General features: G+C 67.7%; 15 protein-coding genes. 12 read left to right on the top strand and 3 right to left on the bottom strand.

All coding sequences use genetic code 11. From position 1 onward, the window contains the following. From EV687_RS18625 to EV687_RS19465, 6 genes are all read left to right on the top strand, one after another. Positions 1-675, top strand: a 675-nt coding sequence (locus EV687_RS18625; RefSeq protein ID WP_207226506.1) for an ABC transporter substrate-binding protein, incomplete at its 5' end; no start/stop codon positions are given. Beyond that, positions 675-1,688 (top strand): ABC transporter permease, encoded by a 1,014-nt coding sequence (locus EV687_RS18620; RefSeq protein WP_122225851.1) that lies wholly within the window; start codon positions 675-677, stop codon positions 1,686-1,688. The genes EV687_RS18625 and EV687_RS18620, both read left to right, overlap by 1 nt. 1 nt (position 1,689) lies before the next feature. Next, the gene (locus EV687_RS18615) at positions 1,690-2,586 is read left to right on the top strand and encodes an ABC transporter permease (RefSeq protein WP_122225850.1); all 897 of its coding nucleotides are present in this window, start codon (positions 1,690-1,692) and stop codon (positions 2,584-2,586) included. Further along, the gene (locus EV687_RS18610) at positions 2,583-4,319 is read left to right on the top strand and encodes a dipeptide ABC transporter ATP-binding protein (protein WP_122225849.1); all 1,737 of its coding nucleotides are present in this window, start codon (positions 2,583-2,585) and stop codon (positions 4,317-4,319) included. The genes EV687_RS18615 and EV687_RS18610 overlap by 4 nt, the downstream gene beginning before the upstream one ends. Before the next feature lie 76 nt (positions 4,320-4,395). Then, positions 4,396-5,784 (top strand): LLM class flavin-dependent oxidoreductase, encoded by a 1,389-nt coding sequence (locus EV687_RS18605; RefSeq protein ID WP_122225848.1) that lies wholly within the window; start codon positions 4,396-4,398, stop codon positions 5,782-5,784. 199 nt (positions 5,785-5,983) lie between these two features. Further along, positions 5,984-6,337, top strand: coding sequence for a tripartite tricarboxylate transporter permease (locus tag EV687_RS19465; RefSeq protein WP_122225847.1), 354 nt, complete (start codon positions 5,984-5,986; stop codon positions 6,335-6,337). Positions 6,338-6,339: 2 nt separating this feature from the next. Here EV687_RS19465 and EV687_RS18595 read toward each other — a convergent pair whose 3' ends face one another. Together EV687_RS18595 and baeS are read right to left on the bottom strand one after the other, a co-directional pair. Next, a complete protein-coding gene (locus EV687_RS18595; RefSeq protein WP_122225846.1) occupies positions 6,340-7,062 on the bottom strand; it encodes a response regulator in 723 nt (240 codons plus the stop codon). Beyond that, the gene (gene baeS, locus EV687_RS18590; protein WP_122225845.1) at positions 7,059-8,447 is read right to left on the bottom strand and encodes a sensor histidine kinase efflux regulator BaeS; all 1,389 of its coding nucleotides are present in this window, start codon (positions 8,445-8,447) and stop codon (positions 7,059-7,061) included. Before baeS ends, EV687_RS18595 begins: the two co-directional genes overlap by 4 nt. A 245-nt stretch (positions 8,448-8,692) precedes the next feature. Between baeS and EV687_RS18585 the strand changes: the two genes are divergently transcribed. The 5 genes from EV687_RS18585 to EV687_RS18565 all read left to right on the top strand — a co-directional run bounded on the left by EV687_RS18585 (position 8,693) and on the right by EV687_RS18565 (position 18,373). Beyond that, positions 8,693-9,904, top strand: coding sequence for an efflux RND transporter periplasmic adaptor subunit (locus tag EV687_RS18585; RefSeq protein WP_122225844.1), 1,212 nt, complete (start codon positions 8,693-8,695; stop codon positions 9,902-9,904). Positions 9,905-9,934: 30 nt separating this feature from the next. Next, on the top strand, positions 9,935-13,096 hold the full coding sequence (locus EV687_RS18580; RefSeq protein ID WP_122225843.1) for an efflux RND transporter permease subunit: 3,162 nt from the start codon (positions 9,935-9,937) through the stop codon (positions 13,094-13,096). After that, positions 13,096-14,550: an efflux transporter outer membrane subunit gene (locus EV687_RS18575; protein ID WP_122225842.1), complete on the top strand. Its 1,455-nt coding sequence runs from the start codon at positions 13,096-13,098 to the stop codon at positions 14,548-14,550. The genes EV687_RS18580 and EV687_RS18575 overlap by 1 nt, the downstream gene beginning before the upstream one ends. A 203-nt stretch (positions 14,551-14,753) precedes the next feature. Beyond that, positions 14,754-16,505 carry an ABC transporter ATP-binding protein gene (locus EV687_RS18570; protein ID WP_122225841.1) on the top strand — a complete coding sequence of 584 codons (1,752 nt, stop codon included), beginning with the start codon at positions 14,754-14,756 and terminating at the stop codon, positions 16,503-16,505. Continuing rightward, positions 16,502-18,373 carry an ABC transporter ATP-binding protein gene (locus EV687_RS18565; RefSeq protein WP_122225840.1) on the top strand — a complete coding sequence of 624 codons (1,872 nt, stop codon included), beginning with the start codon at positions 16,502-16,504 and terminating at the stop codon, positions 18,371-18,373. The genes EV687_RS18570 and EV687_RS18565 overlap by 4 nt, the downstream gene beginning before the upstream one ends. A 230-nt stretch (positions 18,374-18,603) precedes the next feature. On the opposite strand, the gene EV687_RS18560 is transcribed toward EV687_RS18565, so the two are convergent. Next, positions 18,604-19,824: an acyl-CoA dehydrogenase family protein gene (locus EV687_RS18560; protein WP_122225839.1), complete on the bottom strand. Its 1,221-nt coding sequence runs from the start codon at positions 19,822-19,824 to the stop codon at positions 18,604-18,606. Positions 19,825-20,347: 523 nt separating this feature from the next. Here EV687_RS18560 and EV687_RS18555 point away from each other — a divergent pair. Then, positions 20,348-21,253, top strand: coding sequence for a LysR family transcriptional regulator (locus EV687_RS18555; protein WP_122225838.1), 906 nt, complete (start codon positions 20,348-20,350; stop codon positions 21,251-21,253). The last annotated feature ends 43 nt before the right edge of the window (positions 21,254-21,296 follow it).

Raw genomic sequence — 21,296 nt, 5'->3', positions numbered from 1 at the left:
CAGGACTACCTCGATCTCGACGACCAGTACGCCCATGACCCGGCGCGTGCCGCGGCACTGCTCGAGGAGGCCGGCTACGGCCGCCTCAATGCCGATGGCTATCGCATCGACAAGAACGGCAAGGTGCTGGAAGTGGTGCTGCCGCTGTTCCCCACGGTGGTCAACCAGGAGGGCGTGATTGCCGCGCAGGCACTGCAGGCCGAAGTCAAGAAAGTGGGCATCAAGCTCGACATCGTGCTGCTGACGCAGACCGAACTGGCAGCCGGCCGCTACACCAAGGCGGACGAATACGACCTGTACCAGGGCTACTGGACGCTGTACGCGCCCACCGTGCTCTCCATCAACTACCGGCCCGCCGGCGAGAACACCAGCACCGCCACCATCTACGGACGCCAGCAGATCAACCAGTTTGCCGCGGACAACGGCAACCCCAATGCGCACAACCGCGTGCGCTCCAGGGACTGGCAGTTGCAGGAGGCCATCATCGCCGCGCACGAGGAGGCCGACCCGGCCGCGCGCGCGCAGAAGCTGGCAGCCATCCAGCAGCACATCAGCGACGAGGCGCTGGCGCTGGGCTTCTACGGCTCGGCCTACAACCTGGTCGGCCAGACCTACCTCAAAGGCCTGAGCCACAACATCGACACACCGGTGTTCTACGAAGTGAGGAAAGACTGATGCCGCAAACCGCCCCGCAACCCAGCACCGCGCCCGCGGTGCGCCCGGACACGGGCCAAGGCCGCGCCAAAGCCTTTCTCTCCAGGCTGGGGCAGGCCCTCATCACGCTCTGGGTGACTGTCACCCTGCTGTTCTTTGCGCAGATCATCCTGCCCGGCGACCGCGCCACCATCTACCTCAACGTCTACGAGGGCCAGAGCGTCGAGCGCACACCCGAAGAACTCGCGCCGATCAACCGGGAATTCGGCTTCGACCGGCCACTGCTGGTGCAGTATGCAGACTACCTCCAGGGCGTGCTGCGGGGCGACCTGGGCATTGCCCTGCAGTCACGCCGTCCGGTCACGGAGATGATCGGCGAGCAGATCGGCGCCACGGCGCAGCTGACCGCCGTGGCGATCGTGCTGGCCTGGCTCATCACGCTCGCCTGGACCCTCGCCACCGCCGGGCGCAGCCGCCGGGTCTCGCGGTTTGGCGCGGCTGCCGAGGCCCTGGTGGCCGGCATGCCGCATTACTGGCTGGGGCTGTTGCTGCTGCTCTTCTTCGCGGTGCGGCTGGACTGGTTTCCGGTGGTCGGCGGCTCCGCGCTGGCCGGCCTGTGGCTGCCGGCCCTCACGCTGGCCCTGCCGCTGGCGGGCTTTCTCGGCCAGGCCACCCGGGCCGAATACGAGCGCACCCTGCAGCAGCCGCACGTGCTGTCATCCCGCGCGCGCGGCACGGCGGACCTGCGGGTGCGCGTGGTGCACGCGCTGCGCCCGGCGCTGATTCCGGGCATCACCCTCTCCGGCTGGGCGCTGGGCGCGCTGGTCTCGGGCGCGGTCATCGTCGAGAACGTGTTTTCCCGTCCGGGCATCGGCGCGCTGCTGGTCAGCGCCGTCGAACTCAAGGAGTTCGAGCTGATCTCCGGAATCATCCTGATCGTCAGCCTCGTATATGTACTGCTGACCTTCGTCACTGACTGGCTCTACACCGTGGTGGACCCGCGCGTGCGCCTGAGCTATGAGGGAGCCCACTGACATGGCCGCACCAGAACTCACGCTGGCCGCCGCGGCGCCAGCCTACCCCGCAGGACCCGCATCGCCGGGCCGGCGCCTGTGGCACGAAGCCCGGCGTGCGCCAGTGCTGGTCTGGCTCAGCGCCATCGTATTGCTGCTGACCGCCTGGGCCGCCATCGCCCCGGCGACGCTGGTGCGCTATTCGCCGCTGGAGACCGACCTGCTCAACACGCTGGCGCCGCTTTCGGCCCAACACTGGTTCGGCACCGACGAAATCGGCCGCGACCTGTATTCCCGCGTGGTCTACGGCGCACGAGAATCGGTACTGATCGGGCTGCTGGCGATGGCCATTGCGATTGCCGTGGCGGTACCGCTGGGCTTTCTGGCCGCGCTGACACCACCGCTGGCGCGCGGCGCGGTGGACCGCTTCATCGAGATCCTGCTGAGCTTTCCGACCCTGCTGGTGGCGCTGCTGTTCGTGACCATCCTCGGCCAGAGCCCGCTGAACGTGGCGATTGCGGTGGGCATCGGCTCGGCGCCCGGCTATGCCCGCCTGGTGCGCGGCCAGACCCTGCTGGTGCGCAGCAGCGCCTATGTGGAAGCCGCCATCGCGCTGGGCCATTCGCGCGCGCGCGTGCTGCTGCAGCACATCGTTCCCAACGCCATCCGGCCGCTGATCCCCGTCACCGGCCTGGGCGTGGGCAAATCCATCGTGTGGTCCTCCAGCCTGTCCTTTCTGGGCCTGGGCGTCAAGCCGCCCTCGTCGGAATGGGGCGCCCTGCTGGCCGCCGGCAAGGCCCAATTGCTGGAGGCACCGTGGCTGATGATCGTGCCGGGCACCGCCGTGGTGCTGGTGGCGCTGAGCTTCTCCACCCTCTTCAGCTACATCCAGGCCCGCTCGGAAGGGAGCAGAACATGACCGCCCACCCGCCATCCCCTGTCAAGCCCCTGAGTGATCCGCAAGAAAGCCGCCAGGCCGAACGCGAGTTGCTGCTGGACGTGCAGAGCCTCAACGTGGGCTTTCGCACGCCGCATGGCTACCGGCACATCGTCAGCCACTTCGACCTGCGCCTGCACCGGGGCGAGACCGTGGCCATCGTGGGCGAGTCGGGCTCCGGCAAGACCGTGGCCACGCGCGCGCTGATCGGGCTGGCAGGCGACAACGCCGTCATGAAGGCCGACGTGCTGCGCTTTCGCCAACAGTCGCTGCTCGCGGCCAGCCAGCGCGAACTGCAGGCGCTGCGCGGCGCCCAGATAGGCTATGTGCTGCAGGACGCACTGGTCTCGCTCGATCCGCTGCAGCCGGTGCGCCGCGAGATTGCCGAAGCCCTGCACGCCCACGTGCGGCTGGACAAGGCCGCAACCCGCCAGCGCACCATCGAACTGCTGACGGACGTGGGCGTGCCACAGCCGGAGATCCGCCAGGACCAATACCCTGCGGAGCTCTCGGGGGGGCTGCGCCAGCGCGCCCTGATCGCCACGGCGCTGGCGCAGAACCCGCCGGTCATCATCGCCGATGAGCCGACCACCGCGCTCGACGTGCTGGTGCAGGCACAGGTGCTGCAGGTCCTGCAGGGGCTGATCGCGCGCGGCACCAGCCTGATCCTGATCAGCCACGACCTCTCGGTGGTGGCGCAGCTGGCCGACCACATCCTCGTCATGAAAGCCGGCGAGGTGGTGGAATCGGGCCCGGCCGCGCAGGTGCTGGGCCAGCCACGGCACGCCTACACCCAGGCCCTGATCAAGGCCGTGCCCGGCCCCGGCACCCGCGGCCGGCGCCTGAGCGATGCGCCCGGCGCGCTGGCCGACCGCGCCGATGCCGCCCCTGTCGACAGCCCCGCCACCGGCGACTCAGGCACGGTGGTGCTCGAAGCGCGCGCGCTGAGCAAATCCTTCAAGGCACCCGATGGGCAGGCCATCCACGCGCTGCGGCAGGTCTCGCTGCAACTGCACAAGGGCGAGGTGCTGGGCATCGTCGGTGCCTCCGGCTCCGGCAAGAGCACGGTGGCGCGGGTGCTGCTGGGCCTGACGCCATATGACGAAGGCGCCGTGCTGTACCGAGGCCTGGAATGGCTCAAGGCCAGCGCCCCCGAGAGGCGCCGCGTGCGCGGCAGGATCGCCATGGTCTACCAGGACCCGTACAGTTCCTTCGACCCGCGCTGGACCGTGGCACGCATCCTCTCGGACGTGCTGAACCTGCACGGCCGGGGCCGCAAGGCCCGGCGCAAGGACATCCTCGCCCTGCTGCATACCGTGGGCCTGGACGAGCGGCACCTCGATGCCTATCCGCTGCATCTCTCGGGCGGACAGCGCCAGCGCGTGGCGATTGCGCGCGCGCTGGCCGTCAACCCGGACGTGCTGGTGCTGGATGAAGCCGTCTCGGCGCTCGACGTCAGCATCCAGGCGCAGATCCTGGACCTGCTGGTCGACCTGCGCGCGCGGTACGCGCTGAGCATCATCTTCATCTCGCACGACCTCGGCGTCATCCACCACATCGCCGACCGCGTGCTGGTGATGAAAGACGGCCAGATCGTCGAACAAGGCGAGGCCGAGGCCCTCTTCACCGCACCGCAGCACCCCTACACGCAAGAGCTGCTGGCGGCGCTGCCCCGGCTGGAGCCGGCGCAGGCTCCGGCACGGCGGGCGGCATGAGGCCCGGCACATCACACAACCTTGACGGCGTGCCCGCAAACGCCCTTGTCTCGATTCACCCCGCCCTCCAAGCAACATGACAGCCCTCTCCACCCAACCCTGGATCCTCAACGGCTTCGCGATGAACGTGGCCGGCCACATCAGCGCCGGGCTGTGGCGCCATCCCGACGACCAGGCCTATCGGCACACCGAACTGGATTACTGGCTGCATCTGGCGCGCATCCTCGACCAGGGTGGCTTCGACGCGTTGTTTCTCGCCGATGCACTGGGGCCGATGGACGTCTACCAGGGCAAGCCGGATGCGGCGCTGCGCCATGGCGCGCAGACGCCGATCACCGACCCGCTGCTGCTGGTCTCGGCCATGGCCGCAGCCACCGAGCACCTGGGCTTTGGCATCACCGTCTCGACCACCTACGAGCAGCCCTATCTGCTGGCGCGCAAGTTCACCACGCTGGACCACCTGACCAAGGGCCGCATCGCCTGGAACATCGTCACCTCGGTGCTCGAATCGGCCGCGCGCAACCTCGGCCTGGCGCAGCAAATCGAGCATGACGAGCGCTACGAGATCGCGCAGGAATTCCTCGACGTCGGCTACCAGTTGTGGGAAGCCTCGTGGGAAGACGATGCCGTGGTGCGCGACCGGGACCGCGGCATCTACGCCGATCCGGCCAAGGTGCACCCGATCCGCCATCAGGGCAAGTATTTTCGCGTCCATGATGCGGCGCTGAGCCAGCCCAGCGTGCAGCGCACGCCGGTGCTGTTCCAGGCCGGCGCGTCCTCGCGCGGGCGGACCTTCGCGGCGCGCAATGCCGAAGTGGTGTTCCTCGGCGGCGCCACCGCCGCCGACATCCGCCGCAGCATCGATCAGACCCGTGCCGAAGCCGTTGCGCTGGGTCGCGCGCCCGACAGCATCCGCTTCATCTCCGGCGTCACCGTGGTCACCGCCGCCACCGATGCCGAGGCCGAGGAGAAATACCGCAGCTACCTCGATGCTGCCAACATCGAGGCGGCGCTGGTGCTGTTCTCCGGCTGGACCGGCATCGACTGGTCCGCATACCCGCTGGACCACCCGCTCGAATACATCGAAACCAACGCCATCCGCTCGGCCCTGGCCAACTTCACCCGCATCGATGCCGAGAAGCGCTGGACGCTCGGCGAGATCGCCCGCTACATCGGTGTCGGCGGCCTGCACCCCACTTTCGTCGGCGGGCCACAGAAAGTCGCCGATGCGCTGGAGCAATACGCCGACGCCGCCGGCATCGACGGTTTCAACCTGGCTTATGCGGTCAGCCCCGGCAGCTTCGAGGATTTCATTGCATTCGTCATTCCCGAATTGCGCCGGCGCGGCCGCATCCGCGAGCGCCCCGCACAGCCGCAGACCCTGCGCGAGCGGCTGCAGGGCCAAGGCCAGCAGCGCCTGCGCAGCGATCACCCCGGCGCCCGCTGGGCATGCCCGCCATCCTGACCAACCGCGCACATGTGTCCGATGCCGAGGTGCTGCGCCTGGGCGGGCTACCGGAAGTTCAACACCCTCAGTCTCCTGAAGGGCACCGCCAACCTGGAAGAAGCGCAGCAGCCCTCCGGGCGTCGCCATCAAGTGGGTCGAGTCCCGTCCGCACCTGCCAGCTGCGAAGCGCTGAACACTGGCAGCATCGACGTGGCACATGCGGCCGACTCGAACAGAAGCTGGACGCACAGGTCACTACCGTGGCCTGCCCCGGTGGCGGGCCGGCGATGCTGGGCGCCATCGGGGGCCACGTGGATTCCATGGTCATCATCCTGCCCGCAGCCATAGAGAACATCCATGCGGGCAATCTGTGTTGCGCGTGCCCTACCGCGTGCTGTTTCCGGCGGTGCGGATGTTCTGCGCCAGCGGTGCCTACGCGGTCAGGGATTCGCTGCCCGACGTGTATCTGCTGGCCGGCTTCGGCAGCCTGGGCTATGCGATTGCCAAGTCTCCGCGACGATCGGCAGCGCCGTGCCACCGATCACCAGCGCGGCGGTGGGCTCGCCAGTAGCGTCACCCTCCCTCGAACCGATAACCCACGCCATACACCGAGCGGATCCAGTCCTCGGCCTGCACGGTGGCGAGTTTGCGGCGCAGGTTCTTGATGTGGCTGTCGACCGTGCGGTCGGTGACGACGCGGCGATCGGGGTAGGCGTGGTCCATCAGTTGATCGCGCGAGAGCACGCGCCCGGGCGCGGCGGCGAGCGCGCGCAGCAGGCGAAATTCGACCTGGGTCAGCTCCAGCACGCAGCCGTCCACGCTGGCGCGCCAGGCCTGGGAGTCCATGCGCAGCCGTGGCGCGGGCGCGGCAGCAGGCGCGTCTTGCGGCACGTGGTGATGGCGGCGCAGCACTGCGTGCACGCGCGCGATCACTTCGCGCGGGCTGAAGGGTTTGCAGATGTAGTCGTCGGCGCCGATCTCCAGGCCGAGCAGGCGGTCGACCTCGTCCACGCGCGCGGTCACCATGATCACCGGCACGGCGCTGAAGGTGCGCAGCTCGCGGCAGATCGCCACGCCGTCGCGGCCGGGCAGCATCAAGTCCAGCAGCACGAGTTGGGGCGACCAGGCCCGGATGGTGTCGATGGCGCTGGCGCCGTCGTGCCAGGCTTGGCCCTGGTAGCCCGCGGCCTGCAGGTACTTGACCAGTACGCTGGCCAGGCGCGGTTCGTCTTCGAGGACCAGCACGCGCGCGCCGTGCGGCAGCGGCGGGCTGGACGGTGCGACATCGCGCGTCATGCGGCCTCCGGCAGTTCGACGGTGATGCACAGTCCGCCCAGCGGCGAGGCGGTGGCGGTGATGCGCCCGCCGTGGGCCTCGACGATGTTGCGGCAAATCGCCAGGCCCAGCCCGCTGCCGCCGCTGCTGCGGTTGCGCGAGGCGTCGGCGCGGTAGAAGCGCTCGAACAGGTGCGAGAGCTTGTCCTCGGCCACCCCTGGCGCGCTGTCCTCCAGCGTCAGGCGCAGCCAATGCGCGTCGCCACGCTCGCCGTGCAGGCGCACCTGGCCACCGCGGTCGGTGTAGCGCAGGGCGTTGTTCAGAAGATTGGCCAGCAGTTGTTGCAGGCGCTGTTCATCGCCCACCAGCCGCAGCGGCTGCGCCGGCACGTCGGCCTGGAAGGCCAGGCCGGCGGCCTCGAAGCGCGCGGCCATGCCGGCAACGCTGGCGCGCACCACGGCGGCCAGGTCGATGGGCTCGTGCCGGTAGGCCAGCGTGCCGGCATCGGTGAGCGAGAGCTCGTGCAGGTCATCGACGAGTTGGCCGAGTTGGCCGACTTGCTGGTGCAAGGCGGCCAGGGCTTCGGCGTTGACGGGGCTGATGCCATCCTGCATGGCTTCCAGGTCGGCGCGCATGACGGCCAGCGGGGTGCGCAATTCGTGGGAGACGTCGGCCATCAGGCTGCGGCGCGCGCTTTCGTTGCGCCCCAGGCCCTGGGCCAGCAGGTTGAAGCTTTGCGCCAGCACGCCCAGTTCGTCGCGCGTGCTCACCGGCACGCGCGTGGCGAAGTCGCCTTCGGCCAGGCGCCGCACGGCATGGGTGACGCTGCGCAGCGGCCGCAGCAAGGCGCGCGCGAGCAGCCCGGCCAGCACGGCCGCGAGCAGCACGGAGCAGATGCCGATGATCCACCAGGCGCGCAACTGGGCTTCGTAGAAGCGCACGTCGCCGGCGATCAGGGCTTGCTCGAACGGCACCATGGCCAGCCACCCCACCGTGGCGCCATCGATTTCGACCGGCAGCAGGATGGAGCGGGCGCCGGCCTCGGGGTTGCCGGTGACGAGCCGGTAGTCGGGGTGCAGCAGGGCCATGCGGAAGATGGCGCCGGTCTGGTCCGACAGCGGCGGCACGCGCAAGGCATCGGCATCATCGCTGGACGGCGCGGCAGGCCGCATCAGCACGCCCAGCGCGGACAGGTCGCCCTGCAGGCGCTGCCAGCCGCCTTGCTCGCGCCACTCCTGGCGCAGGCGCGGCAGGATCTCCTGCATGCGCTGTACGCCCTGCTCGTTGAGGTAGTCCATGAAGCCGCGCTGAAAAGCGATGCGCCCGGCCAGGCCGTGGATGAGCACCACCAGCGCACAACTGGCCAGCATGGTCAGAAACAGCTTTGCCGTGACATTGGGCCTCATGCGCCGCGCTCCTCCGTGGGTAGACCAAAAACCGGGCTACTTTAGTCCCGATTGGCGCTGGCGCATGATTGCGCCTGCCATGTCCTGGGTCGGCGAAGAAACTTCTTAATTCCTGCAATTTTGTACCTTAGAGTCGCCTCCCGTCCCCTGGCAGGCCGTCCCGCCCTGCTCCCGGGCCACGGCGCCTGGCGCCGTGGCCCCATATCCAAGCATCGCCAAACATCGCGTTTTCCTGAGGTTTCCCCATGGCATTGAACTTCCGTGGCAGCAAGCGGCGCAGCCCCCTGCTGCCGGTCTTCACATTGGCGTTGTCGCTGGCGCTGGGCGCCTGTTCACAAGAGCCTGCGGCGCTGCCGCCACCGGCGGCGCCGCAGGTCGATGTCTGGCCGGTGAAGACACAGGCCGTGCAGGTAGAGCAGACGTTGTCTGGGCGCACGGTGGCCTACCTGGTGTCGGACGTGCGCCCGCAGGTCGGCGGCATCATCCAGCAGCGCCTGTTCACCGAGGGCCAGCAGGTCAAGGCGGGCGAGGTGCTCTACCAGATCGATCCGGCCAGCTACCAGGCCGCCTACGACAGCGCCCGCGCGACGCTGGCGCAGGCCGAGGCGGCGGTGCTCGCGGCCAAGCCCAAGGCCGAGCGCTACGCGCGCCTGAGCCGGCTCGACGCGGTCAGCCAGCAGGATCTGGACGAAGCGCAGGCCACGCTGCGCCAGAACGAGGCGGCCGTGCAGGCAGCCCGCGCCGCCGTGCAGACCGCGCGCATCGAGTTGGACTACACCCGCATCAAGGCCCCCATCGCCGGGCGCATCGGTACCTCGACGGTGACGCCGGGCGCGCTGGTGACGGCCAGCCAGGAGGCGGCGCTGGCCACCATCCGCCAGCTCGATCCGCTGTACGTGGATGTGACCCAGTCCAGCACGCAGTTGCTGGCGCTGCAGCGCCAGTTGGCCAGCGGCACGCTGCAGGCGGTCGATGGCAAGGTGCCGGTGCAACTGCTGCTCGAAGACGGCAGTGCCTACCCGCACGCCGGTACGCTGGAGGTGGTGGGCGATGCGGTCGATACCGGCACCGGCAACGTGACCTTGCGGGCGGTGGTGCCCAACCCGGACGGCATGCTGCTGCCGGGCATGTACGTGCGCGCGCAGTTGCCGCTGGCACTCAACCAGCAGGCCATCCTGGTGCCGCAAACGGCGGTGACCCGCAACACCAAGGGCGAGGCCACGGTGCTGCTGGTCGGCACCGACGACAAGGTCGAGCAACGCGTGATCGTGCTCGGAGACGCCCGTGCAGACCAATGGCTGGTGGGCAGCGGCCTGCAGGCGGGCGAGCGCCTGATCGTGGCGGGCGGCAGCGCCGCCAGTGCGGGCGCGACGGTGCAGACGCAAGTGGTGGACAAGCCGGTGGCGCAGAGTGCCGCAGCCTCAACCGCCGCATCGACCACCTCCGGGGCCCGCTGAGCCGGGCCCGACACGCAGAAGACCACCCCCATGTCACGCTTTTTCATCGATCGCCCGATCTTTGCCTGGGTGATCGCCATCGTCATCACGCTGGCGGGCATTCTGTCCATCACTTCATTGCCGCTGGAGCAGTACCCGGACATCGCGCCGCCTTCGGTGTCGATCAGCGCTTCCTACAACGGTGCGTCGGCCGAGACGGTCGAGAACTCGGTCACCCAGGTCATCGAGCAGCAGATGACCGGGCTGGACAACCTGATGTACATGTCCTCGTCGAGCTCGTCGTCAGGCAGCGCGCAGGTCACGCTGACCTTCGAGTCCGGCACCGATCCGGACACCGCCCAGGTGCAGGTGCAGAACAAGCTGCAGCAGGCCGAGTCCATGCTGCCCGATGCGGTGCAGAACGATGGCGTCACCGTCAGCAAATCCTCGGGCAACATCTTCATGGTGCTGTCGTTCTTCTCCGAAGACGGCAGCATGGACCGTACCGACATCGCCGACTACATGAGCGCCACGCTGCAGGATCCGATCAGCCGCGTCTCCGGCGTGGGCAACGTGCAGGTGATGGGCTCGAAGTATGCGATGCGCATCTGGCTCGACCCGGACAAGCTGCGCACCTATGCATTGATGCCTTCGGACATCGCCAGCGCCATCCAGGCCCAGAACAGCGATGTTTCCTCCGGCGCGCTGGGCGCGCTGCCGCAGGTGCAGGGCCAGCGCCTGAATGCCACCATCTCCGCGCGCAGCCGCCTGCAGACGGCCGAGCAGTTCCGCCAGATCGTGCTCAAGTCCGACCCCGGCGGCGCACTGGTGCGACTGGGCGACGTGGCCACCGTGGAGCTGGGCAGTGAGGGCTACAACATGGTCAGCTTCTTCAACGGCAAGCCGGCGGCGGGCATCGGCATCGAGCTGGCCAGCGGCGCCAATGCGCTGAACGTATCGGAAGCAGTGGACGCGCGCTTGAAAGAGTTGTCGGAATTCTTCCCGGCAGGGCTGACCTACGCGATCGCCTACGACACCACGCCGTTCGTGGAAATCTCCATCAAGGAAGTCGCCAAGACGCTGCTGGAGGCCATCGCGCTGGTGGTGCTCATCATGTACCTGTTCCTGCAGAACTGGCGCGCCACGCTGATTCCGGCGATCGCCGTGCCGGTGGTGCTGATGGGCACCTTTGGCGTGCTGGCGGCGCTGGGCTACTCGATCAACACGCTGAGCATGTTCGCGATGGTGCTGGCGATCGGCCTGCTGGTCGATGATGCCATCGTGGTGGTCGAGAACGTCGAGCGCCTGATGCGCGAGGAGGGCCTGTCGCCGCGCGCGGCCACGCGCAAGTCGATGGGGCAGATCACCGGCGCGCTGATCGGCATCGCGCTGGTGCTGACGGCCGTGTTCCTGCCGATGGCGTTCTTCGGCGGCTCCACCGGCATGATCTACCGCCAGTTCTCGGTGACCATTGCCGCGGCCATGCTGCTGTCGCTGCTGGTCGCCATCACCCTCACCCCGGCGCTGTGCGCCACCATCCTCAAGCACGTACCCGAGGGCAGCGAAGCACCGCCGCGCGGGCCGCTGGGGCGCTTCTTCGCCGCGTTCAACCGAGGCTTCGAGCGCGTCACCGGCCGCTACCACGATGGTGTGCGCGGCCTGCTGGGCCAGCGCGTGCTGGGCCTGCTGGGCTACGCCCTGCTGATCGGTGCGCTGGCGGTGCTGTTCATGCGCCTGCCCACCGCCTTCGTGCCGGATGAAGACCAGGGCATTCTGATGGTGCAGGTCAAGCTGCCGCCCGGCGCGACGCAGGAGCTGACGCTGGACGTGATGGACCAGCTCTCCGACTACGCGCTGGAGCAGCCGGAGGTCGAATCCGTCATGGCCGTGGCCGGCTTCAGCTTCGGCGGCAGCGGACAGAACAGCGGCATGGGCTTCGTCAAGCTCAAGGACTGGTCGCTGCGCGAGGCCGACGCACAGGCGATCGGCATGCGCATCACGATGGCGATGGCCGGCATCAAGGATGCCGAAATCTTCGCCATGGCGCCTTCGGGCATCCCCGGCATGGGCCAGAGCGCGGGCTTCACCCTGCAATTGCAGGACCTGGGCGGCGCCGGCCACGAGGCCCTGGTCGCCGCGCGCGAGCAACTGCTGGCCAGGGCTGCCCAACAACCCTCGTTGATCAATGTGCGCTACGGCAGCGCCGAGGACGCGCCCACCTTCGACATCGCCATCGACGATGCCAAGGCGGCGGCGCAGAACCTCACCATCGGCGACATCAACGACACCTTGTCGATCGCCATGGGCGGCTCCTACGTCAACGATTTCATCGACCGCGGCCGCATCAAGCGCGTGTACGTGCAAGGCCAGGCCGATGCGCGCATGCTGCCGCAGGACATCAACCGCTGGTCGGTGCGCAACAGCGACGGCGCGATGGTGCCCTTCGATGCCTTCGCCACCAGCGGCTGGAGCTTTGCACCGGCCTCGCTGGCGCGCTTCAACGGCACGGCCTCGATGGAAATCACCGGCGAGCCGGCCTCGGGCGTCAGCTCCGGCACCGCGATGGACGACATCGCCCGGCTGGTCGGCGAGCTGCCCTCGGGCATGGGCTACGCCTGGTCGGGCCTGTCCTACCAGGAGCAGCTCTCGGGCTCGCAGGCGCCGCTGCTGTACGCCGTCTCGCTGCTGTTCGTGTTCCTGTGCCTGGCGGCGTTGTACGAAAGCTGGTCGGTGCCGTTCTCGGTGATGCTGGCCGTGCCCATCGGCATCGTCGGCGCGGTGCTGCTGACCTCGCTGCGTGGCCTGTCCAACGACGTCTACTTCCAGGTCGGCCTGCTGGCCACCGTCGGCCTGGCAGCCAAGAACGGCATCCTCATCGTCGAATTCGCCAAGGAACTGGAGGAAAAGGGCCAATCGCTGATCGAGGCCACGCTGCATGCCGCGCGCATGCGCCTGCGGCCCATCCTGATGACCTCGCTGGCCTTTCTGCTCGGCGTGCTGCCGCTGGTCGTCAGCACGGGCGCAGGCGCGGGCGGGCGCCATTCGCTGGGCACCGGCGTGTTCGGCGGCACACTGGCCTCGACCCTGCTGGGCATCTTCTTCGTGCCGCTGTTCTACGTGCTCGTGCGCAGCCTGTTTCCCACCAAGCCCCGCGCCGCAGACGAGGCGCACGGCGAGACCCCAAATACAGCCGTGCCACCGGAGGCCATCTGATGCGTCGCAAGCAAACACTCCTGTCCACCAGCCTTGCACTCGTGCTGGCCGGTTGCGCCAGCCTGGCGCCTGACTACGAGCGCCCGGCGGCGCCCGTGCCGCAGCAATGGTCGACGCCGGCAGGCAGCAGCGCCAGCGCCACGGCCGTCGAGTGGCAACTGCCCGACTGGCGCGAAGTCTTCATCGACGCGCGCCTGCAACAGGTCATCGCCACCGCGCTGGCGCACAACCGCGACCTGCGCGTGGCGCTGCTCAACATCGAGCAGGCTCGCGCGCAGTACCGCATTCAGGATGCGGCGCAGTGGCCCACCGTCAACGCCGCCGGCGGCCAAAGCGCCGCGCGCAGCGCCAGTGGCACCACCAGCCGCAACTACAGCGCCGAAGTCGGCCTCAGCAGTTGGGAGCTGGACCTGTTCGGCCGCGTGCGCAGCCTGCGCGACCAGGCGCTGCAAAGCTACCTCGCCACGGCCGAAACGCAGCGCAGCACCCGCCTGAGCCTGATTGCCGAAGTCGCCAGCCAGTGGCTGAACGTGGCCGCCTACCAGCAACAACTGGCGCTGGCGCGGCAAACCCTGCAAAGCCAGCAACGCTCGCTGGCGTTGACGCAGCTGCGCCATGACGAAGGGATGGTCTCCGGCGTCGATCTGGCCTCGATGCAGGCCAGCGTCGAGACCGCGCGCGCCGACGTCGCCAGCTACGACACCACGCTGGCACAGGCGCGCAATGCGCTTGACCTGCTGGTGGGGGCGCCCATTCCCGAGGCACTGCTGCCGGCGCCAGAGCAGCCACTGGCCGACCTTGTGGCGCTGGCGCCGCTGCCCGCCAGGCTCGACTCCAGCGTGCTGCTGCAACGCCCGGACGTGCTGGCTGCAGAATACGAGCTGCAAGCGGCGAACGCCAACATCGGCGCCGCGCGCGCCGCATTCTTCCCCAGCTTCTCGCTGACCACTTCGGCTGGCGTCGGCAGCAGCACGCTCTCGGATCTGTTCAACGGCGCCAGCCGCATCTGGTCCTTCGTGCCCAACATCACCGTGCCCATCTTCAGTGCCGGCGCCTTGCAGGCGGAGCTGGACGTGGCCACCCTCTCGCGCGACATCACCGTGGCCGAGTACGAAAAAGCCATCCAGACCGCCTTTAGCGAAGTGGCCGACGCGCTCGACGAACGCGCCCGCATCGACGCGCGGCTGGACGCACAGCGCGCGCTGGTGGTAGCCACCGCGCGCAGCCACACCCTGGCCGACGCCCGCTGGCGCGAAGGAGTCGACAGCTCACTCGAAGCGCTCACCGCCCAGCGCAACCTCTACAGCGCCGAGCAGGGCCTGATCTCGCTGGCCCTGACGGAAGCCACCAACCGGGTCATGCTCTACAAGGTGCTGGGCGGCGAGGCGACAGGCGAGGCATCAGGCGAGCCACTAACCGCCCGCACCACGACCACCGGTGATGCGGGCAGATAATCCTGGAAACGGCAGTCGACCGCTCGCGCTCTTGTGCAAAGCCGCATGAACATTGAAATGTGCTGCTTCGTTGCCGCTGACCTGCCGGGTCAGAGCGCGTTCAACTGCCGTTTCCAGGATCATTGCCAAGGCCCGATCGCCCTTCGAGAAACGCTGAATAATCCAGCGTTTCCTTGACAACCAATCACTCTCCCGGAGTCACCATGCTGCCAACGCTGTTGCGGCGTTTCCTGCGCCCCTACAGTGCGCTGCTGCTGGCCGTTGGGCTGCTGCAATTGCTGCAGTCGCTGGCCTCGCTGTACCTGCCCAAGCTCAACGCCGACATCATCGACCGGGGTGTCCTGACCGGCGATACCGGCCACATCGTCACCACGGGCGCGGTGATGCTTGGCGTGTCGCTGCTGCAGATCGCCGCAGCCATTGCCGCCGTGTGGTTCGGCGCCAAGGTGGCGATGCGGCTGGGGCGCGATCTGCGCGCGGCGGTATTCGCGCAGGTGGCGCAGTTCTCCGAACGCGAGGTGCAGCAGTTCGGCGCGCCCAGCCTGCTCACGCGCAGCACCAACGACGTGCAGCAGGTGCAGATGCTGGTATTGATGGTTTGCTCCATGGCCTTCACCTCGCTGTTCCTGGCCGTTGGTGGCGTGGCCATGGCGCTGAGCCTGGATGTGGCGCTCTCGCGCGTGATGGTGCTGGCCGTGCCGGTATTGCTGGTGGTGCTGGGGCTGATCATCTCGCGCATGCTGCCGCTGTTCGAGCGCATGCAGGGCCAGACCGATGACCTCAACCGCGTGCTGCGCGAGCAGCTCTCGGGCATCCGCGTGATCCGCGCCTTCGTCACCGAGGACGTGGAGACGCAGCGCTTCGCCCAGGCCAACACGGCCATTACCGAGACCGCGCTGGGCGTGGGCCGGCTGTTCGCACTGATGTTCCCGGTCTCGATGCTGATCCTCAACCTCACCAGCGTGGCAGTCGTGTGGTTTGGCGCCAGCCGCATCGAGGCGGGCATGGAGGTAGGGGCGCTGATCGCCTTCCTGAGCTACCTGGTGCAGTTGCTGATGGCGATTCTGATCTCGACCATGCTGGCCTTCATCGCGCCGCGCGCGGCCGTCTCGGCACGGCGCATCGGCGAAGTGCTGAACACCAGCCCCAGTGTGCGCCTGGACGGCACGGCGACCACCGTGCCCACGCCCGGCCTGCTGGAGTTTTGCGACGTCGATTTCTCCTACCCCGGCGCCGAGCGCCCGGTGCTGCAAAACATCCGCTTCACCGCCGCACCCGGCACCACCACGGCCATCGTCGGCGCCACCGGCAGCGGCAAGACCACGCTGGTGAACCTGGCCGCGCGGCTGTTCGACGCCACCGCCGGCAGTGTGCGCATTGGCGGCGTGGACGTGCGGACACTGCATGAGGACACGCTGTACGCCCAACTCGCGCTGGTGCCGCAGCGGCCTTACCTGTTCTCCGGCACCGTGGCCTCGAACCTGCGCTATGGCGACCCGCAGGCCAGCGACGCACAACTGTGGCAGGCGCTGGAAATCGCCCAGGCGCGCGATTTCGTCGCCCAGCTCCCGCAAGGCCTGCAGGCACCGATCGCGCAGGGTGGCACCAACGTCTCCGGTGGCCAGCGCCAGCGCCTGTCGATCGCCCGCGCCGTGGTCAGGCGCCCGCGCATCTACCTGTTCGACGACTCCTTCTCGGCCCTGGACACCGCCACCGACGCCCGCCTGCGCCAGGCACTGGCCAGCCACAGCGATGGCGCCACCCGCATCGTCGTGGCGCAGCGCATCGCCTCCATCACCAGTGCCGATCAGATCCTGCTGCTGGAAGACGGCCGCATCAGTGCCCGCGGCACGCACGAGGAGCTGCTGCACGACTGCCCCGCCTATGCCGAAATCGCGCGCAGCCAGATGGAGCAGACGCCCACTGAAAACACCCCCCAGGAGGGGCGGCCATGAGCAGCACGTCGCACACCTCCTCCCGCAACGGCCCGGGCATGCCCCAGCATGGCGTGCCCACCGAGCGCTCGCGCGATCTGCGTGGCGCGCTGCGGCGCATCGCCAGCCTGCTGGCCCCCGAGCGCCGAGCCATCGTGCTGGCGCTGCTGCTGAGTGCGGCCAGCGTGGCGCTCTCGGCGCTGGGACCGCTGCTGCTGGGCGAGGCCACCAACGTCATCGTCGCGGGCGTGACCGGCGCCCCTGCCGACATGACAGACACCGCGGCCAGCAGCCCCGCGATCGCCATCGACTTCCCGCTGCTGGCGCGTTTTCTCGCCGCTGCCGTGGCGTTGTACCTGTTCTCGGCGCTGTTCGGCTGGGCGCAAGCATGGCTGCTCAACCGCATCACCCAGCGCACCACCTGGCGGCTGCGCGAGCGCGTCGAGGCCAAGCTGCACCGCCTGCCGCTGGCCTACTTCGACACCATGCCGCGCGGCGAACTGCTCAGCCGCGTCACCAACGACATCGACAACCTCTCGCAAAGCCTGCAGCAAACCTTCAACCAGATGCTCAATTCGGTGCTGACGCTGCTGGGCGTGGGCGTGATGATGTTCATCGTCTCCGTGCCACTGGCGCTGCTGACGCTGCTGGTGATTCCGCTGGTGTTCGCCATCACGCGCCTGATCGCGCGGCGCTCCAAACGGCTGTTCACCGCGCAATGGGCGCTGACCGGCGAGCTCAACGCACAGATCGAGGAGGCCTACAGCGGCCACGCACTGGTGCGCGTGTTCGGGCGCTGGCGCGAAGTCACCCGGCGTTTCGCACAGCAGAACCAGCAGCTCTACGAAGCCAGCTTCGGCGCACAATTCCTCAGCGGCATCGTGATGCCGGCGATGATGTTCATCGGCAACCTCGCCTACGTCGTGGTGGCCGTCGCCGGTGGGCTGATGGTGGCGGCAGGCAGCATCACGCTGGGCGGCGTGCAGGCCTTCATCCAGTACTCGCGCCAGTTCACCCAGCCGCTCAGCCAGCTCGGCTCGCTGGTCAACCTGGTGCAGTCCGGCGCAGCCAGCGCCGAGCGCGTGTTCGAACTGCTCGACGCGCAGGAGCAAACGCCCGACCCCACCGTGCCAGCCGTGCCGGCCACCCATTGCGGCCGCCTGGTGTTTGAACACGTGCGCTTTCGCTACCAGCCCGACAAGCCGCTGATCGAAGACCTGACACTGACCGTCGAACCCGGCGAATCCATCGCCATCGTCGGGCCCAGCGGCTCGGGCAAGACCACGCTGGTCAACCTCATCCTGCGCTTCTACGAGATCGACCAGGGGCGCATCACCCTCGACGGCATGGACATCCGCACCATGGCCCGCGCGCAACTGCGCCGCCGCACCGCCATGGTGTTGCAGGACACCTGGCTGTTTGGCGGCAGCATCCGCGCCAACATCGCCTATGGCCGCCCCGATGCCACGCCGGCGGAGATCCTCGAAGCCGCCCGCGCCACCTACGTCGATGCCTTCGTACGCCGCCTGCCCGATGGCTACGACACGGTGCTGGACGACGAGGCCTCCAGCCTCTCGGTCGGCCAGCGCCAGCTCATCACCATCGCCCGCGCCTTCCTGGCGCAGCCCAGCGTACTCATCCTCGACGAGGCCACCAGCTCGGTGGACACCCGCACCGAACTGCTGCTGCAAAAGGCCATGAACGCCCTGCGCGCCGAGCGCACCAGCTTCATCATCGCGCACCGCCTCTCCACCATCCGCGATGCCGACCGCATCATCGTGATGGAGGCCGGCCGCATCGTCGAGCAAGGCCGCCACGCCGAACTGCTGGCCGCCGGCGGCAGCTATGCGCGGCTGTATGCGGCGCAGTTTGCGGGGCAACAGGAGTAGTCACAGGACTGAGAACCTGTTCATGATCTCAGCGTGAGACCACGTACAGGCCCGCAGAACTGCGCTGCGGCTGAAGCATCAACCCGCCGCCCGCATGGCAGAACGCCTGGGCAAGCGCGGGCAGAGGCGGCAAGAATGCACGAGCTCGGGCGGATCAGGGTGATTACAAGCCAAGGACTTGTCCGTGAATGGCCGCATAAATGGCCGCACGGAGAATGCGCGGCACCCACTCACACCACGCCAATCTTCCACTGGTCCTGCGCCGGCGTGCCGTTGACGGCGAAATCGCCGGCGATGCGGTCCTTGTAGACGCGCGGGTTGTGCGTGGCCAGCGTGCGCACGTTGCGCCAGAAGCGGTCCAGCCCATGCTGCGGCAGCGTGGACGACGCACCCAGCGCGTCGAACAGGTGCGAGGACGATAGCAGGATCAACTCGATCACGATGGTCTGCGCCTGTGCCACCTCCAGGTCGACGATCTCGCGTGCCGCGCGCGTGGCAGCCTCATCACCGCTGGCACTGGCCTGCCAGGCGCGCTCGATGGCACGCGCGTTCTGCAGCACGATGGCCCCGGCGCTGTAGGCGGCGCCGCGCAGGCGGCCGACCACCTCCAGGATCTGCGGATCGTCGCGCACCAGCGGCGCATTGCCGCTGCTGAAGCTGCGCTTGCGCTCGCGCACCAGCGCAGCCGTTTCATCCGCGACGGCGCGGCCAATGCCGGCGATGTTGGCCAGGTGGAACAGCTGGTAGAACGCCTGCGAGTACGGGAATTTTTCGTCGTCCGAGCGGATCTCCGCCGCATCGACCACGACGTTGCGGTAATGCGTGGTGCCGCTGGAAGTCAGGCGCTGACCAAAGCCGTTCCAGTCGTCCACCACCTCCACGCCAGGCGCATCGCGGCGCACCACCACGGCATACGGCGTGCCATCGTCGCCGACTGCGCCCACGTCGGCCCAATCGGCATAGGCCAGCCCGGTGGAGTAGAACTTGGTGCCATTCAGAATCCATTGCTCGCCCTGCTTGGACAGCCGCGTGCCCAGCACGCCCTGCTTGACCTCGTCGCCGCGCTCGCCGCGGCCAGGGCCCACCAGCGCACCTTCGGCAATGCGCCGCAGCCAACGTTCGCGCCACTCGCCACGCTTGGAGTTGAGCACCACCTCGACAAAACCGGCATGCGCACGGATGGCCTGCACGAGGTTGGAATCGGCCGCCCCCAGCTCGATCAACAGCGCGAAGAATTCGCTCAGCGTCGCCCCGCCGCCGCCGTATTCCTTGGGCACGCGCAGCGCCGTCAGGCCCGCATCGGCCAGTTGGCGTACCTCCTGGTGCGGCAGGCCGCGCTCGCGCTCGATCGCACCAGCGCGAATTTCATCGAACAGGCCGCGAAAGCGCTGCGCCAGCGCCTCGTAATCGCCGCCGGGGCCTTCGCCCCAGCCTTGTGGTATGTGGGTCATGGGATGTCCAAAGCTTTTTTGGAAACGAGATAAAGCCGAGGACTCTACGTCGCCGCCGAAAACCACCGAACAATTGTTTTCTTATATCTTTCTTACTCCAGCATTTAAGGACCGACGGCAAATGGCGACTAGTAATGCACACGAGCACTGCAAAGTGCCGCCTACCGAAACACGAAGTGCAGGCCGGCCAAAACGCCAGCAGTCCAGAGGCTGGTGACAACAGGTGCAGCTAGTGGCAGCCAATCACCAACATCGAATCCATTGACGTCAAAAGACAACAAAAGAAAGCAAATCAACAAAGCATCAGCAGCTTCCCGTGTCGCTACAAAGCTCTGCCAGCGTGGCGCACCGCTGCTTTTCAAATGAATCGCCACCACGATCCAGGCATTACCGCCGCCACCCAGGAAACTGTTATTAGCAAATAACTATTTCTATTTTTGCGATGCACGCACAACTCTCAAAATTCACTGCATAACCACGGTTCGAAAAAGAAAATAGACTCCACTCAGCCCTGAACCACCCCATGGAACATAAACAATTAATCAGCCTCACGCTAGCCATCGAGCGCGGCTCGCTTTCCGCCGCGGCTGCATTGCTGGACGTGGACCCGTCATCGGTCAGCCGCAACATCCGCAAGCTGGAGGATGAGTTCGGCATTGCGCTGATCGAGCGCCGCCGCCATGGCATCGCCCCCACCGAAGCCGGCAAGCTGTTCGTCAAGTACCACCAGAACTACGTCAATGAAACCGATGCGCTGCGTACCCAGATCGAGGATCTGCGGGCGCTGCGCACCGGCTATCTGTCGATTGCGACGGGAGAAGTGTTCGTCAATGGGCTGATCGACCACGTGCTGAGGGACTTCACGCAAACCTACCCGAACATCGCAGTGGAGCTGCAGGTCGCCGACATCGGCATGCTCAAGGACATCCTGACCAACGGCATGGCCGACTTCGGACTCTCCTACAACGTCGGCTATGACGAAGAACTGCTGGTGGCCGCGCGGGCGCCCAGTCCGATCGTCCTGCTGGTAGCGCCGCAGCACCCGGCGGCACACCTGTCAGCTCCGGTCGAGCTAGGCGACATTGCGCAATACAACGTCGGCGTGCCGCAAAACATCTCGGCATTGCGCCGGCTGATCCATGAAGCCGAGCGGGCGGCCAACATCTCGCTGGGCTTTTCCTTCAAGACCAACTCGCTGGGCGCACTGGTTCAGTACGTGCGCAGCGGCCTGGGCGTCGCGCTGGTGCCGGGCTGCGCCATCTATGGCGCCAGCAGCGGCATCACCGCCATGCCGGTGGCCAGCGACATCCTCAGCAACGCCGAGGTCAATCTCATCACCCGGCGGGGCCGCAAGCTCTCCGCCAGCGCACAGATCTTCATCAACGCCGTACGGCGCAACCTCGAACGCATCGGCGCCGACAGGTGTTGACGTCGCCCCTCGCCTTACCCACACCGCCGCAGCGTCGGCACCT

This window comes from Corticibacter populi, assembly GCF_004217315.1.
Taxonomy (GTDB): Bacteria; Pseudomonadota; Gammaproteobacteria; order Burkholderiales; family Burkholderiaceae_C; genus Lampropedia; species Lampropedia populi.
This window is presented reverse-complemented; position numbering and strand designations above follow the sequence as displayed.